This is a genomic window from Rhizobium sp. BR 315 (assembly GCF_050577975.1).
GTDB lineage: Bacteria > Pseudomonadota > Alphaproteobacteria > Rhizobiales > Rhizobiaceae > Rhizobium > Rhizobium miluonense.
The window spans coordinates 80,402-94,847 of sequence record NZ_JARWKZ010000024.1 but is presented as its reverse complement, the minus strand read 5'-3'; the positions used below and the strand labels follow the sequence as shown (position 1 = coordinate 94,847).

At 62.0% G+C, this 14,446-nt stretch carries 12 protein-coding genes; 3 read left to right on the top strand and 9 right to left on the bottom strand.

Annotation, left to right across the window (positions count from 1 at the left end):
* Position 1: 1 nt before the first annotated feature.
* The 4 genes from QD409_RS21590 to QD409_RS21575 form a co-directional block, all read right to left on the bottom strand.
* Positions 2-1,117 (bottom strand): ABC transporter ATP-binding protein, encoded by a 1,116-nt coding sequence (locus tag QD409_RS21590; protein ID WP_430763643.1) that lies wholly within the window; start codon positions 1,115-1,117, stop codon positions 2-4.
* 4 nt (positions 1,118-1,121) lie between these two features.
* Positions 1,122-2,093 carry a carbohydrate ABC transporter permease gene (locus QD409_RS21585; protein WP_430763642.1) on the bottom strand — a complete coding sequence of 324 codons (972 nt, stop codon included), beginning with the start codon at positions 2,091-2,093 and terminating at the stop codon, positions 1,122-1,124.
* A complete protein-coding gene (locus QD409_RS21580; RefSeq protein ID WP_092846308.1) occupies positions 2,090-3,040 on the bottom strand; it encodes a carbohydrate ABC transporter permease in 951 nt (316 codons plus the stop codon). The genes QD409_RS21585 and QD409_RS21580 overlap by 4 nt, the downstream gene beginning before the upstream one ends.
* Positions 3,041-3,139: 99 nt before the next feature.
* On the bottom strand, positions 3,140-4,402 hold the full coding sequence (locus QD409_RS21575) for an ABC transporter substrate-binding protein (protein ID WP_092846281.1): 1,263 nt from the start codon (positions 4,400-4,402) through the stop codon (positions 3,140-3,142).
* A gap of 201 nt (positions 4,403-4,603) precedes the next feature.
* Between QD409_RS21575 and QD409_RS21570 the strand changes: the two genes are divergently transcribed.
* Positions 4,604-5,809, top strand: a complete 1,206-nt coding sequence (locus QD409_RS21570; protein ID WP_430763641.1) for a LacI family transcriptional regulator — start codon at positions 4,604-4,606, stop codon at positions 5,807-5,809.
* Between the two features lie 303 nt (positions 5,810-6,112).
* On the opposite strand, the gene QD409_RS21565 is transcribed toward QD409_RS21570, so the two are convergent.
* The 5 genes from QD409_RS21565 to QD409_RS21545 are packed head-to-tail and all read right to left on the bottom strand — an operon-like array spanning position 6,113 to position 11,214.
* Positions 6,113-7,423, bottom strand: coding sequence for an aspartate aminotransferase family protein (locus QD409_RS21565; protein ID WP_430763640.1), 1,311 nt, complete (start codon positions 7,421-7,423; stop codon positions 6,113-6,115).
* Positions 7,423-8,241, bottom strand: coding sequence for an N-formylglutamate amidohydrolase (locus tag QD409_RS21560; RefSeq protein ID WP_430763639.1), 819 nt, complete (start codon positions 8,239-8,241; stop codon positions 7,423-7,425). Before QD409_RS21560 ends, QD409_RS21565 begins: the two co-directional genes overlap by 1 nt.
* Before the next feature lie 14 nt (positions 8,242-8,255).
* The gene (locus tag QD409_RS21555; protein ID WP_430763638.1) at positions 8,256-9,602 is read right to left on the bottom strand and encodes a glutamine synthetase family protein; all 1,347 of its coding nucleotides are present in this window, start codon (positions 9,600-9,602) and stop codon (positions 8,256-8,258) included.
* A gap of 22 nt (positions 9,603-9,624) precedes the next feature.
* Entirely contained in the window at positions 9,625-10,287 is a 663-nt protein-coding gene (locus QD409_RS21550) for an isochorismatase family cysteine hydrolase (RefSeq protein ID WP_430763637.1), read from the bottom strand.
* Between the two features lie 45 nt (positions 10,288-10,332).
* A complete protein-coding gene (locus QD409_RS21545; RefSeq protein ID WP_430763636.1) occupies positions 10,333-11,214 on the bottom strand; it encodes a MurR/RpiR family transcriptional regulator in 882 nt (293 codons plus the stop codon).
* Between the two features lie 168 nt (positions 11,215-11,382).
* On the opposite strand from QD409_RS21545, the gene QD409_RS21540 reads away from it, so the two are divergent.
* Both QD409_RS21540 and QD409_RS21535 read left to right on the top strand, forming a co-directional pair.
* Positions 11,383-13,263 carry a branched-chain amino acid ABC transporter ATP-binding protein/permease gene (locus QD409_RS21540; RefSeq protein ID WP_430763635.1) on the top strand — a complete coding sequence of 627 codons (1,881 nt, stop codon included), beginning with the start codon at positions 11,383-11,385 and terminating at the stop codon, positions 13,261-13,263.
* Between the two features lie 20 nt (positions 13,264-13,283).
* Positions 13,284-14,438, top strand: coding sequence for an ABC transporter substrate-binding protein (locus tag QD409_RS21535; protein ID WP_430763634.1), 1,155 nt, complete (start codon positions 13,284-13,286; stop codon positions 14,436-14,438).
* Positions 14,439-14,446 lie beyond the last annotated feature (8 nt).

Below are 14,446 nucleotides of genomic sequence, written 5' to 3'. Positions count from 1 at the left end.
CTCAAGCGATCCTTGCTTGTGTTTGTGGATCGAAGAAGACGGCCTTGTCGAGGTTGAAGGCGAGGCGGGCGTGCTGTCCGGCGCTGATGCGGGCGTCGGCGCGCAGGCGGGCGACGACCTCCTTGCCGCCGAGCTTGGTGACGGCGAAGGTGTCGGAGCCGGCCGGTTCGACGACCTCGATCAGGCAGTCGTTCTCGGCCAGGGTGCGGGCGTTGCGGTCGGCGCCTTCGGGATCGGTGAGCGCCTCGGGGCGGATGCCGAAGACGATCTGGCGGCCGGCATGGGCTTCGAGCGCCTGCTTGTCCGTGGCGACGGGAAGCTTGATCGCCTCGCCGCCGGCGCGGTCGAGGCAGACGAGAAGGCCATTGCTGCCCCTCTCGATGGTTCCCGACAGCAGGTTCATGGCCGGCGAGCCCATGAAGTCGGCGACGAACATGTTGGCGGGATTGTTGTAGATCTCGGCCGGCGTGCCGAACTGCTGCACGACGCCGTCCTTCATGACGGCGATCTTCGTCGCCAGCGTCATCGCCTCGATCTGGTCGTGGGTGACGTAGACGATGGTCTTGCCGGTCGACTGGTGCAGGCGCTTGATCTCGATGCGCATGTCGACCCTGAGCTTGGCGTCGAGATTGGACAGCGGCTCGTCGAACAGGAACAGCTTGGGATCGCGCACCAGGGCCCGGCCCATGGCGACGCGCTGGCGCTGGCCGCCGGAGAGCTGGCTCGGCTTGCGGTCGAGCAGATGGCCGATCTGCAGCACCTTGGCGACCTTCTCGATCGCCGCCTTGCGCTCCTCGGCCGGAACGCCGCGCATTTCCATGCCGAAGGCGATGTTGCCGGCAACCGTCATGTTCGGATAGAGCGCATAGCTCTGGAACACCATGGCGATATCGCGTTTCGACGGGTGCAGGTCGGCGATGGAGTGATCATCGACCCGGATGTCGCCCTCGGTGATGGATTCCAGCCCGGCGATGGTGTTGAGCAGCGTCGACTTGCCGCAGCCGGAYGGGCCGACGAGCACGAGGAAGCCGCCCTGTTCGAGGTCGAGGTCGATGCCCTTGAGGATYTCCAGCGAGCCGTAACGCTTTCTCAGACCGGATATTTGAAGGAAGGCCATGGGATTATCCTTTGACTGCGCCAGCCATCAGACCGCGGACGAAATAGCGGCCGGCGACGATGTAGACGAGGAGGGTSGGCAGCGCGGCGATCATGGCGGCGGCCATGTTGACATTGTATTCGACCACGCCGGTCGAGGTGTTGACGACGTTGTTGAGCGCCACCGTCATCGGCATGGAATCGCCGGTGCCGGCATAGGCGGAGGCAAACAGGAAGTCGTTCCAGATGTTGGTGAACTGGTAGATCACCGTGACGACGATGATCGGCAGCGAGTTCGGCAGCATGATGCGGCGGAAGATCTGGAAGAAGCTGGCGCCATCGATCTGCGCGGCCTTCACCAGCTCGTTCGGAAACGCCTCGTAGAAATTGCGGAAGAACAGGGTGGTGAAGCCGAGACCGTAGATGACGTGGACGATGACCAGGTTGACGGTCGAGTTGCCAAAGCCGAGCGAGACGCCGATCGTGTCCTGCAGCAGCGTGCCGAAGCGGCCGAGGCTGCCAAGGATGGTGGCCATCGGCAGCAGCACCGACTGGAACGGAATGAAGCAGGCAAACAGCATCATGCCGAAGACGAGCGTATGGCCGGGGAAGCGCCACTTGGTCAGCACATAGCCGTTGAGGGCGCCGAGGATGGTCGAGATGACGACCGCCGGCACGACCATCTTGATCGAGTTCCAGAAGTATCCCTTGATGCCGTTGCAGGTGAGCCCGACGCAGGTTTCGCCCCAGGCCTTGGCCCAGGGTTCGAGCGTCGGCGCCTGCGGCAGCGCCAGCATGTTGCSGTTCTGGATCTCGTCCATCGTCTTCAGCGAGGTGACGATCATGACGAACAGTGGCATCAGGTAGATGACCGCAAAGATCGCCAGCAGGCCGTAGATGACGGCCCGGTTGATAAGGCGGCCTCTGTTGCTGCTTGTATGGCTGCTTGTCTTGCTGCCTGGGGTGCGTGTCGGTGTCGAGTAGGCCGCGGTGCTCATCGAGCCTTCTCCTTCAGTTCGGAATAGAGGTAGGGGACGATGATGGCGGAGATGGTCATCAGCATGATGATGGCGCTGGCCGAACCGACGGCCATCTCGTTGCGCTTGAAGGTGTATTCGTACATGAAATTCGACGGCAGCCATGCCGAGCCGCCGGGCCCGCCCGAGGTCAGCGCCACGACGAGGTCGTAGGATTTGATCGCCATATGGGCAAGCACGATGAAGGCCGACAGGAAGATCGGCCGCAGAAGCGGGATGATGATCCGCCGATAGAGCTGGACGGCCGAGGCGCCGTCGATCTGGGCGGCCTTCATGATCTCGCTGTCTATGCCGCGCAGTCCGGCCAGGAACATCGCCATGACGAAGCCGGAGGCCTGCCAGACGCCGGCGATGACGACGGTGTAGATGACGAAATCCTTGTTCTTGATCCAGTCGAAGTGGAAGCTGGTCCAGCCRAGCTGATGCAATGTCTGYTCSAGRCCRAGACCCGGATCGAGGAACCACTTCCAGGCAACGCCGGTGACGATGAAGGACAGCGCCATCGGATAGAGGAAGATYGGCCGCAGCACGCCCTCGCCGCGGATCTTCTGGTCGAGCAGGATCGCCAGCAGCAGGCCGAGCGCCAGGCAGATGCCGACATAGAGAACSCCGAAGATGCCCATATTGGTGATCGAGGTRTACCACGACGACGGCGGATCGCTCTCGAACGTCCAGTTCCAAAGCCGCTGATAGGCACGGGCGCCGGTCAGCCCATAGGAGGGAAAGGTYTTGGAATTGGTAAAGGACAGATAGCCGGTCCAGATGATGAAGCCGTAGACGAAGATGATCGTCAGCAGGAAGCTGGGGGCAAGGACGATCTGCGGCAGCGCGTTTTGCAGGCGCGTGCGCATCGCGGTGCGCCGGGCKGGACGCGTGAGAATGGGATCCGTGGTGACGACGGTGCTCATGATGGTCATCCCTTCAAGGGCCTTCAAGGGGCATGGTGCTGGTCATGATCCTCCCCGCTTAYCGGCGGGGAGGAGGAACGGCCGAGGACMGGCCCGCGCTTAGCGCGCGTCGTCGATCGCCTGGACGAGCTGCTTGACGGCTTCGTCGGAGGTCTTGATCTGGCCGTGGACGAACTTGGACACGACGTCCTTATAGGCATTGGCGATCGCCGGCGCGGCGCCATAGCCCTGGGCGAGCGAGCCGACGAGCTTGCCGTCGGCATTGGCGGCCTTGAGGTCGGCCATGCCCTTCTTGCCGCAGGCGTCGAAGGCGGTATCCGGCACGTCGGTGCGGGCYGGGACCGAGCCCTTGACGACGTTGAAGGCCGACTGGAAGCTCTTCGACAGCGTCGCYGCCGCCAGCGCACCCTGGGCCGCCTTGCGGTCCGCCGGAACGTTGAACATGCCGAACATGTCGGAGTTGTAGATCACGCTGCCTTCGGTGCCGGGGAAGCGGTAGCACAGATAGTCCTTGTCCGGGGTCTTCTTGGCGGCGACGAACTCGCCCTTGGCCCAGTCACCCATGACCTGSACGAGCGCATCGCCCTTGATGACCATCGCCGTTGCCAGGTTCCAGTCGCGGCCGGAGAAGTTCGGGTCGACATACTTGACGATCTTGGCCAGGTTGTCGAAGGACTTCTTCATGGTGTCGGACTTCAAAGAGGCTTCGTCGAGATCGTTGAAGGCCTTCTTGTAGAACTCCGGSCCGCCGGTCGACATGACGATGGAATCGAACATCGTCGCTTCCTGCCAGTTCTGGCCGCCAAGCGCCAGCGGCACGACGCCGGCCGCCTTGGCCTTGTCGAGCAGCGCGATCAGATCGTCRAAGGTCTTCGGCTGCTTGCCGCCGATCTTGTCCATSACCGCCTTGTTGATCCACAGCCAGTTGACCGAGTGGACGTTGACCGGAACGGCGACCCACTTGCCGTTATAGACCGAGAACTTCTGCAGCGCCTGCGGCACCGCCTTGTCCCAGCCTTCCTTCTTCGCCGTCTCCGTCAGGTCGCCCATGACGCCGGCCTGGGCGTAGTCGAGCACGGTATAGCCGAGCATCTGCGACGCGGTCGGATAGTTGCCGGCCGCCACCATCGCCTTCAGCGCCGTCATCGCCGCATCGCCGCCGCCGCCGGCCACCGGAACGTCCTTCCAGGCATAGCCCTCCTTCGACAGGTCCTGCTTCAGGACATTCAGCGCCGCTGCCTCGCCGCCCGATGTCCACCAGTGCAGCATCTGCACTTCCTTCACATCCGCAGCCCGAGCCGATACGCCCAAACCACCAACCGCCAGCGCCAATACCGCCGTCGTCGTCAGAAACTTTATCATTCTAACCTCCCAATTGTGCAAATCGTCCGAGCGAAGGTTGTCCTCCGCTCCCCTAAAGGCCTCCGTCCTCAGGCGGATGCCATCTGCTTGCGGCCTCACTCGCCGCAAAAGCATTTAAAACGTTACAAATAAGCTCAAGTCAAGATCTCGCTTCGGATTTCTGAAATTGGCATAAATAGCTGAATAGTCTTACTTTTAGCGATGAAATCCACCATGTCTTCAGGCATACTTACTCAGATATCGGCCCGGAAAACGTTTTCGTTAACGCATTTGCACTTCGTGCCGAAACAGCGTACAAGACGCCGACTCCGATGCAGGCTGAGTATTCTCTTGAAAGATATTCCCGGAAGATCCGCGTCCCTAGCGACGCCCGTGGGCAAAAGCGGAAAGCCGACTCTCCGCACAATTTCCGAGATGACCGGCTTTGCCGTCACAACCGTGTCCCGCGCACTGGGCAATGCGCCGCAGATTTCGGTCGAGACGCGCGAGCGCGTCCACGCGGTCGCTGCTCAAATCGGATATCTACCTGATCGCGCGGCGCAGCGTCTGAAGACGGGCAAGACGAACGTCATTGGCGTCCTGCTTGATCCGCATGAAGAGATCCTGGGCTACGGCATTTCCATAATGCACGGCCTGGCCAAGGCGTTGAAGAATACCGCCTACCACCTGATCGTGACACCGAATTTCATCAACGGAAGCAATATCGAGGCGGTGCAATATCTGGTGCGCAATCGAATGGTTGACGGGCTGATTTTCTCCCGAACCGAACCTTTCGATCCCCGTGTTCGCCTTCTGCTCGAAAATAATTTTCCCTTTGTCACGCATGGGCGGACGGAATTCACTGTTGATCATCCATTCGTCGACTACGATAACTTCAGTTTCGCCTATGAGGCGACCAAGCGGCTGGTCGAACGCGGCCGACGAAAGCTCTTGATCATCCTTCCGCCAAGGCGACTGACCTTTTCGCAGCATCTGCTGCATGGTTTCATGACGGCCGTTCGCGAAGCGGGGGTCGATTACGAGATCCCGAAGGAGATCGACCTGGACTGTCCGGTGGAACAAATCCGCGACTATGTGAGCCGTCGCGCATCTGAGCCCGGCTTTCCCGATGGTTTTGCCTGCGGTGGTGAGGTTTCGGCCCTGGCGACGATCACGGGCATGGGTGACAACGGCCTTACGCTCGGTGTCGAATATGATGTGGTGGCAAAGCGCACCTCGAAGTTGCTCAGTCAGATCCAGCCCAAGGTCGAGACCATCTATGAAGACCTGACAGACACGGGCGAGCGCATGGGACACGTCTTGCTCGCCAGTATTGCCGGCGATCATACGGTTGAAAGGCAGGTTTTGCTGAAACCTGAAATCAGTTTTCCGATGCTTGTGGGTGTCAAAGAGGGTGGACTTCGATGACGGCCCAATGCCCGAACTAGGGCGATGCTGTTTGTCAGACGGGGCTCCGGCTTCTCCGGATATCGACCGCCATCGCTCTCCGTGAAGGCCGCTGGCGGGCGGATCAGAGCGTTGGGACACTTTGGAAAATCATAGGGCCGGCGGTTCGGATCCCATGAGAGCATTTCCGCTTTTCTTCGAATCGCGAAAACGCTCTATCTTCTTGTTTCTTTACGCATTCCGGACGGAAAACCGCAGCGTACTTTTCCTGGAAATGCCCTAAGAGCGACCACCTTGATTTGTTCGCATACGTATGCACGCTGTTCACCAGCCCGCAAACTGCGAGATGACTGCGTCTGAAATGGTGGAAAGTTCGGTGAAGGCCTGGTCGAGCAAGTTCACCGCCTGGCTGATTTCGCCTTCTGTCATGGTCAACGGCGGGGTCATTTCCAGGACGTTGCCATTCATGCCGACGTAGTAGAGGACGAGGCCGAGTTCATAGGCGCGGTAGATGAGTTTCGCCGTCTCGGCCCTTGCCGGTTCACGGCTCTGCCTGTTGCGGACCAGTTCTACGCCGCAGGTAAGGCCGCGGCCGCGGATATCGCCGATCAGGGCATGCCGCTCTGCCAGTCGGGCCAATTCCTCGCGCAGCAGTTTGCCCTTGTGCTCGGCTGCCGCCGCGAGGTCTTCCGCTTCGATCGTTTCCAGAACGGCAAGGCCGGCGGCGGCGCAAACCGGATTGCCGTGCAGGGTCTGCATGGCGAACGCGCTGGCACAGTCGAGGATTTCGGCCGGCGCGATGACGGCCGAGAGCGGCAGCCCGCCGCCGAGCCCCTTGCCGAGCACCAGGATATCAGGCACGAAGCCCTCATGCTCGAAGCAATGCAGACGGCCGCTGCGGGCAAGCCCCACCTTCACCTCGTCGCAGACGACGAGGATGCCGTGCGCGCGGCAGATATCGGCGAATTTCTGCAGGAAGCCATCGGGCGGCACGATCAGCCCGCCGTCCGACTGGATCGGCTCGATGAAGGCGGCGGCGATGGAACCGGCCGGGACGGCCGCCAGCCTCTCCTTCAGAAGCGCGAGGACCGCATCGCCAGTCGGGTCGCCCGGATAAGGTCTGTAGGGATCGGGATAGGGGAGCAAGATCAGCCCGTCGGCCTTTGCGGCATCGGCCTGGACGCTATGGCCGGAAAAGGCCATCGAGCCGACGGTGCAGCCATGATAGGCGCCGATGAAGGCGATGACGCCAGTGCGGCCGGTCGCCCGGGTGATCGCCCGGTAGGCCGCTTCGTTGGCATCGGATCCGGAATGACCGAACCAGACCTTATGCGTGCCCCGGCCGGGAAAGGTTGCCAGCAGCCTTTCGGCAAGCGCCACAGCCGGTGCATTGGAGGCGGAAAGGATGCTCGCGCCGGCCGGATTGGCAACGGCGCGGGAGACGGCTTCGACGATGGCAGGGTGGCCGTAGCCAAGGCTGGCCGCACCCCACGCGCCGGAGAGATCGATGAGCTCCCGCCCGTCTTGCTCCACGAGCCGCGCGCCCCTGCCGCCGGCGACGGCGAGCGGGAAGAACCGCAGTTTCTGCAGGTTGCCGATCGTCGCGCCGTCGCGCCCGTAGAGATTTCCGGCCATCAGCCATGCTCCTTGAGGGCTGCCTCGAAACAGCGGGTGAGGCGCTCGCCCCATTCGCTAACGCCTGAGAATGTGTCGATCAGGTCGTGCCGCACCTCGATCAGCGCGCCGGGAAGTCCGCGGTCGTCCGCATGGACGGGTACTGTGTAGTCCTCGTCGGGATGAATGTTGTAGGGCTCATTGTCGCCGATGGTGAGGGCGGCTTCGCTTTGCAGTTCGCGGATCAGCGTCTGGCCGAAACCGGCCGCTTCGCCATAGAGGATGCCCGCATGCCAGGGGCGCTGCTTGCCAAAATAGACAGGCGTGAAGGAGTGGACGCCGACCACGAACGGGCGCTTGCCCTCTTCCTGCAGGTGGTCGAGCCGGCGCGCGACTGCGTCGGCAAAGGGCGTGAACAATGTGTCGACGCGCTGCTGTCTTTCGGCGTCCGTCAGGTCGAGATTGCCGGGGATTTCCGTCGTCTCGCTCATTTCCGGAATCGCCGAGGGCACGCCGAGCGGCCGATTGCAGTCGATGACGAGGCGCGAATAGTTGGTCATGAACAGCGGCGCGTCGAGCGCGCGGCTGAGATGCTGGGAAAGCGCACTGACGCCGATGTCCCAGGCGATGTGGCGCTGGCGCTCGGCCTCGGGCAGGCCGAGTTCGCCAAGCGCGCGGGGAATGCGGTTGGAAGCGTGCTCGCAGAGAAGCAGATAGGGTGACGCCCCGTCCGGATTGATCACGGCATAGGACGGCGGCTCGTCGATGGCGAGCAGCGGCTGGCTGGGGTCGTGCCGCAATCGGTTCCCGGACCGCATGATGACCTTGGTCGACGTCATGATCTGTCCATCGCTCAGTAGACGGTCGCGTAGCGCGCGCAGAGGTCTTCGGGCGAAAGCGCGTCGACGATCTCGATCTCCTTGCGCTTCATGGCGAAGTAGCAATCGAGGAAGTCCTTCGGGAACCAGCCGGTCACTACCTCGTCGGCTGCCAGTGTATCGAGCGCTTCGGCAAGGCTCGACGGCAGGCGGCGGATGCCGAGCTTCCTCTGCTCTTCCGGGGAGAATTCGGAAGGGTCGGAGTTGATCAGCGGCGGCTGCTCAAGTCCTGCGCGGATGCCCTCAAGCCCGGCGCGAAGCACGACCGCCAGTGACAGGTGTGGGCTCGCACAAGCATCGGCGGCGCGGTATTCCATGTTGAACTGCTTTGCCGGGCTGCTGCCGGGCAGATCCAGCGTCGGGCAGATGCGTAGCGTCGCCTCGCGGTTCTTTTCTCCGAGGCACGTATAGGCCGCACTCCAGTGGTGCGGCACAAGGCGCATGTAAGAGAGTACGGAGGGTGCCGTGAAGGAGACGAGCGCCGGCAGGTGCTTGATGACGCCGGCCGCGAAGGAGCCGGCGACCTTGGAAAGCCGGCCGGGGCGGGAGGCGTCGAAGGTGACGGGATTGCCGTCGAGGTCGGTGAAGCTGACATGCAGGTGCACGCCGTTGCCGACACCGTTCGGATCGGTCTTCGGCGCGAAACTGGCATTCCAGCCGAAAAGGGCGGCGACTTCCCTGGTGACGGCGCGGATCGTTGCGCCGCGGTCGGCGGCGACAAGCGCTGGGGCCGGACGGCAGGTGACTTCGAACTGGTCCTTGCCATATTCCGGCAGGAACATTTCCGGCTCGGCACCGGCTTCCTGGAGCGCGGTCATCAGCAGCGAGCCGAAGGGCTCGGCGCGGCGCTGGGCGCGCAGGCCGAAGGCGGGAGCAGCAGGCCAGTCGGCGCCGAGCACCTGGAATTCCTGCTCGACCGCACCGATGACCTTCAGGCCTGCTTCCTTCTCGAAGTCGGCAAGCGTCGCCTTGAGGAAGCTGCGCACGCAGCAATCCCAAGGCTCGCCCTTCAGGTCGGTAATATCCGAGTGGTAGAAATGCAGGGGCGTGACATCCGGCAGGCAGGTTACGCGCGCCTTGCTGGCGGGGTCGGCCATCAGGCGCAGGTCGCCGGCCGAACCCCACGGATTCGGATCGGCGATAAGGTCGAAGGGCGTCAAAGCGAGGTTCGCCGGCACCCAGCCGACACCCTTGCGCAGGTAGTCCTCGATATCGGAGGCTGCGAAGCTGCGGCCGCGGGTGATGCCGGCAATGTCTGTCGTGACGAAGGTCGCAAGTTCCGTCAGGTCGGAGAGCGCCTTGCCGTTGCTGCTGTCGTTCATGCTGTTCCCCTTTTTGAAACGATCAGGCCTGGCCGAGCGCGGTAAGGCGGCGGACGACGGTCTCGGTGTTTGTCGTCCAGCAGTAGCCGGAATAGGCACGAAGGGCGGCCTCGTGGCGTTCCTGGCTGTAGGTGGCGCAAGCATCCTCGACCACGGTGACCATATATCCGCGATCGGCGGCATCACGGACAGCCATGTCGACACACTGGTCCGTCACGACGCCGGCAATGATAAGATAGCGCGTATTGAGATTGCGCAGCACGTAATCGATGTTGGTCGAATTGAAGACGCCGGAGGATGTTTTCGGCAGAATGATCTCGTTATCGATCGGCTTCAGCGCGTCGATCACCTGTCCTTCCGGCGAACCCTTCGGCACATGCATGTCGGAAAGCTTGTGGTCGAGCGAACGGTCGCGGCCGTCGAGTGTCAGGCTTTCGATGATCGTGTGCAGCACGTTGCAGCCGGCCTTGCGGGCCGCGTCGAGGATACGAACCTGGTTCGGGACCACCGTATCGCGCAGGCGACGGTGATAGTAGCTGTCGGCATCCTGTGGATGCGTCGGATCAAGGTTCGGCTCGCACCAGATGCGCTGCATATCGACAAAAAGCACGCTGGTCATGCCGGGTTCGTAGGCGCTTTCGCGCCGCAGCAGATCCTTGCCGTATTGTACTTCAATCATGCCCATGTCTGTCCTCCAGAGGAAATCTCGTTTCGTCGTTGTCGCGGGATCTCACGTCCCGTTGCCGACTGCTGTCGTGTAGGCGTCCTCGGTGATGGCGTAGCTGCGACGCAGCTCTTCCATGCGTTCGATCCGTTGACGCGATTGCGTTGCAAGCCGGGCCGTAAGGCCGGCAATCAGGGCTTCGGTCTGTGCGATGGCCGGGACCATCGTGTCGTAGGGCGACACCGTATCGACGGTTGCCGTCAGGGTGACGGAGGCGAACTGCGCAATCGGCGAAAGCCAACGATCGGTAAAAAGCACGATCCGCGCACCCTGCTTTGCCACCTGGCTGGCAAAGCGGATGGTGTCGATCTGATACCGTCGATAGTCGTAGACGAAGAGGACGTCGCGCTTGCCGAAATCGACCAGGTGATCGACCTGATCGGCCTGCGAGCCGTTGATCCAGCGGGTGTCGGGGCGCAACTGCTTCATATGGGCCCAGAGAAGKCCGGCCATGAAGCCGCTGAAGCGCCCACCCAGGCAATGAACCTTCAGGTTCAGGTCGGCTGCTGCCTCGATCGCGGCTTCGAAATCGTCGGGCGGCAGCATATGCATCGACGATTCGAGCGCGTGAATGCTGGCGCGCATGAAGTACTGATAGAAGTTTTCCTGCTCGAGCGAAGGTTTACGGGTGTCGAGCATCGACAGCGGCGAGCTCATTCGTTCCTGCACTTCGCCCAGCAGCGCGGCCTGCAGCTCTGCATAGCCCTCGTATCCCAGCTTGTTGGCGAAGCGCACGACCGTCGGGTTGCTGACGCCGGCCGCCGAGGCGAGGTTGGCAACAGTGTTGAGGGCCGCCGCCGGATAGTTCGACAGCAACTGCCTGACAATCTTGAGTTCGGCGCGGGTAAAATCGATGCCCCCTTCCGTGAGGCGATCTCGAATGGTCACTTCCTATCTCCCCCTGTGATCGGCGTTGGTCCGCTGATATTCATTTTGTTACATTCTTGCTATCAGTCAACAGAAATTGAAACAAGATTGACATATTGATTTTCTCGATTAACGTTTGTTGCGGGAACGGCCCAAAAAACCTGGGCCTAAAAAATCGGGAGAATTCTGATGGTGCGCATAAGGCGTGGGACCGTCGTCGGGATCGTTGCGACGGTGCTCCCCCTGGTCATTGCGACCCTCGTGGCGGCAGGCCTCTTTCCGGGAGGCGGCGAACGGCTAGTGACGCTGTTCCTGATCTACGTCGTCGCCGTCATTGGTACCTCCGTCTATAGCGGCAATTCCGGTATCATTTCGTTCGGCAACACCGGCTTCATGGCGATCGGCGCCTATGCCGCCGGGCTGCTGACCATCAGCCCGATCATACAAAAGACGGCCCTGCCGCATCTGCCGGCGTGGCTGACGGGATGGGACATGCCTTTCATTCCAGCGCTTCTCGTCGCGTTGGTCGTTGTGGCGCTGGTGGCGATTGCAATCGGTATTCCGGTGGCACGGCTTGCCGGATCGTCGGCCTCGATCTGCACGCTCGGCTTTCTGGTGATCGTCCATGTCGTGCTTGTCGCATCGAGCGATTTCACCCGCGGCAGCCAGACCTTCTTCGGGATACCGCGTGCGGTGAACATCTGGATGGCCTTGCCGTTCGCGATCCTTGCAGTGGCAATTGCGCGCATCTACCGCGATTCAAGCGCGGGGATGAAGCTGCGCGCCTCGCGTGAAGATGAAATCGCCTCCACCGCCGTCGGCGTGAATGTGCGGCTGCATCGTTTCCTCGCCTGGGTTCTCGGCGCTGTTCTGTCCGGGGCGGCCGGGGTGCTGCTCGGTCATTTCATCGGTGCCTTCTCGCCGAAGGATTTCTATTTCAACCTGACCTTCCTGTTGCTCGCCATGCTGATCCTCGGTGGCATCACCACCGTTTCGGGCGCGGTCATCGGCACGGCGGTCATCATGGTAATCGTCGAGCTGCTCAGAAAACTCGAAGGCGGCGTCGATCTTGGCTTCTTTTCCCTGCCGACCGTCTTCGGTCTGACCGATATCGGCATCGGATTGGCGATCCTGCTTGTGATGTATCGCCTCCAGGACGGCCTTCTCGGCGTGCGCGAGATCGACGAGCAGCTGCCGTTCCTGAGACGTCTGGCTGCCGGGAAGGTGCGGCCTGCCGTCAAGCCCGCCACAACGGAAGCATCCGGCATTGAAGGCGACGTGCTGCGCGTGGAAAATGTCGGCAAGCGGTTTTCCGGGCTCGTCGCGCTCGAGGATGCCAACTTCGAAGTCCGCCCGGGCCTCGTCACCGGCCTGATCGGCCCGAACGGCGCCGGCAAATCGACCCTGATCAACAGTATCTCGGGCGTCGTGCCGCCTTCGACGGGGCGGGTGACCATCGGTGGCATGGATGTCGCTTCGCTGCCGGTTCACCGCGTGCCGATTGCCGGCCTTGCGCGCACTTTCCAGAATATCCGTCTCTTCAAGAACCTGACTGCGCTGGAAAACGTCACAGTCGCCGCAAGCGCGATAGTGCGCGATGGCGCGGATCCCGTCGATCTTGCCCGCGAAGCGCTTCTTGAGGTTGGCCTTGGCGACGTTGCCGACCAGCTGGCGGGGACACTCTCCTACGGTGCGCAACGGCGTCTCGAAATCGCCCGCGCCCTGGCGCTGAAGCCCCGCTATCTGTTGCTCGACGAGCCGGCAGCCGGCATGAACCCGGCAGAGACGATGGAGTTGATGGCCGTGCTGGACCGGATCCGCACGAAGTACCGCCTCGGCCTCCTCGTGGTCGAGCACGATCTCAAGCTCATCATGCGCCTGTGCGATGTCGTCGTGGTTCTGAACAAGGGTCAGCAGATCGCCATCGGTACGCCGGCCGAGATCCAGTCGAATCCTGCCGTGATCGAGGCCTATATCGGCCGCCGCCGCTCGGCTGCAAAGCACGAGCCATCCAAGACCGAGGCGCCCTTACTCAATCTCGATCCGCACACCAGCGGCAAGACAGCATAACAATCCAGAGGAGAATAATAATGAAGTCGACATTGAAGGTTCTGTTCCTGTCAAGCGTGTTTGGCACCATGGCTCTACCGGCCCTGGCTGACGATCTCGTGATCGGGCTGGCCACGGCCCAGACCGGCACTCTCGCGCCTTATGACCAGCCGTCGCTCAAAGGTCTGCAGATGGCGGTCGACGAGATCAACGCTGCCGGCGGCGTTGCGGGCAAGTTCCCGATCAAGCTCGTTGCGAAGGATACCCGCTCCGATGCGGGGCAGACCGCTCTCGTCGCGCAGGAACTTGTCGATCAGGGCATCAGCATCCTGATCACGCCCTGCGATGCTGATCCTTCGATTGCAGCCGGCCAGATCACGCAGGCGGCGCATATTCCGGCCTTCTCGTTCTGCGCGACGACACCGACCATGCCGCTGGCTGTCGGCGACTATATGTTCGGAAACTATCCCGCCGACAACGTGCAGGCCGCCGTCCTGGCAGGCTATGCCACGGATAAGGGCTTCAAGAAAGCCTATATCCTGAAGTCTCCGGATACTGCCTATACGCTGAAGCTGCCGGAATATTTTGCCTCGAGCTTCAAGGCTAAGGGCGGCGAACTCCTCGGCGAGGGCACCTTCAGCATGGGCCAACAGGACTTCAGCGCCGAGGTGACGAAGATCAAGGCTCTGAACCCCGCGCCCGACGTCATCATGACGGCTGCCTATGAGCCTGATTTCCCGGCCTTCATACGCCAGCTGCGCGGCGCAGGCGTCAACACGCCGATCCTCGGCAGCGACGGCATCGACTCGCCCACCACCTTTGGTCTTGGCCCGCTCGTTGACGGCGTCGTCTTCACCACCGCCGGCTTTGCCGTCGAGGGCAGCCCGCTTGCGGCTTTCAATGCGAAATTCAAGGCCAAGTCCGGGCAGGATCCGGATACGGTCTACATCGCGAATGGCTATGATCTCGGTAAGGTCATCGAGGCAGCCGTCACCAAGGCCGGCAGCATTGAACCGACCGCTATCCGCGATGCCGTCGCCTCTCTCGAAGGTGTAAAGGGTGTGACCGGCGCCATTACCTATGCCGGCACCAAAGGGATGCCCTTGCGTTCGGTCTCGCTGGTCCGCATTGACGGCGGCAAGCGCTCGCTGGTCAGCCAGGGCGTGCCGAACGCCGCGGATGTTCCTTCTCCGTGATCTGAACG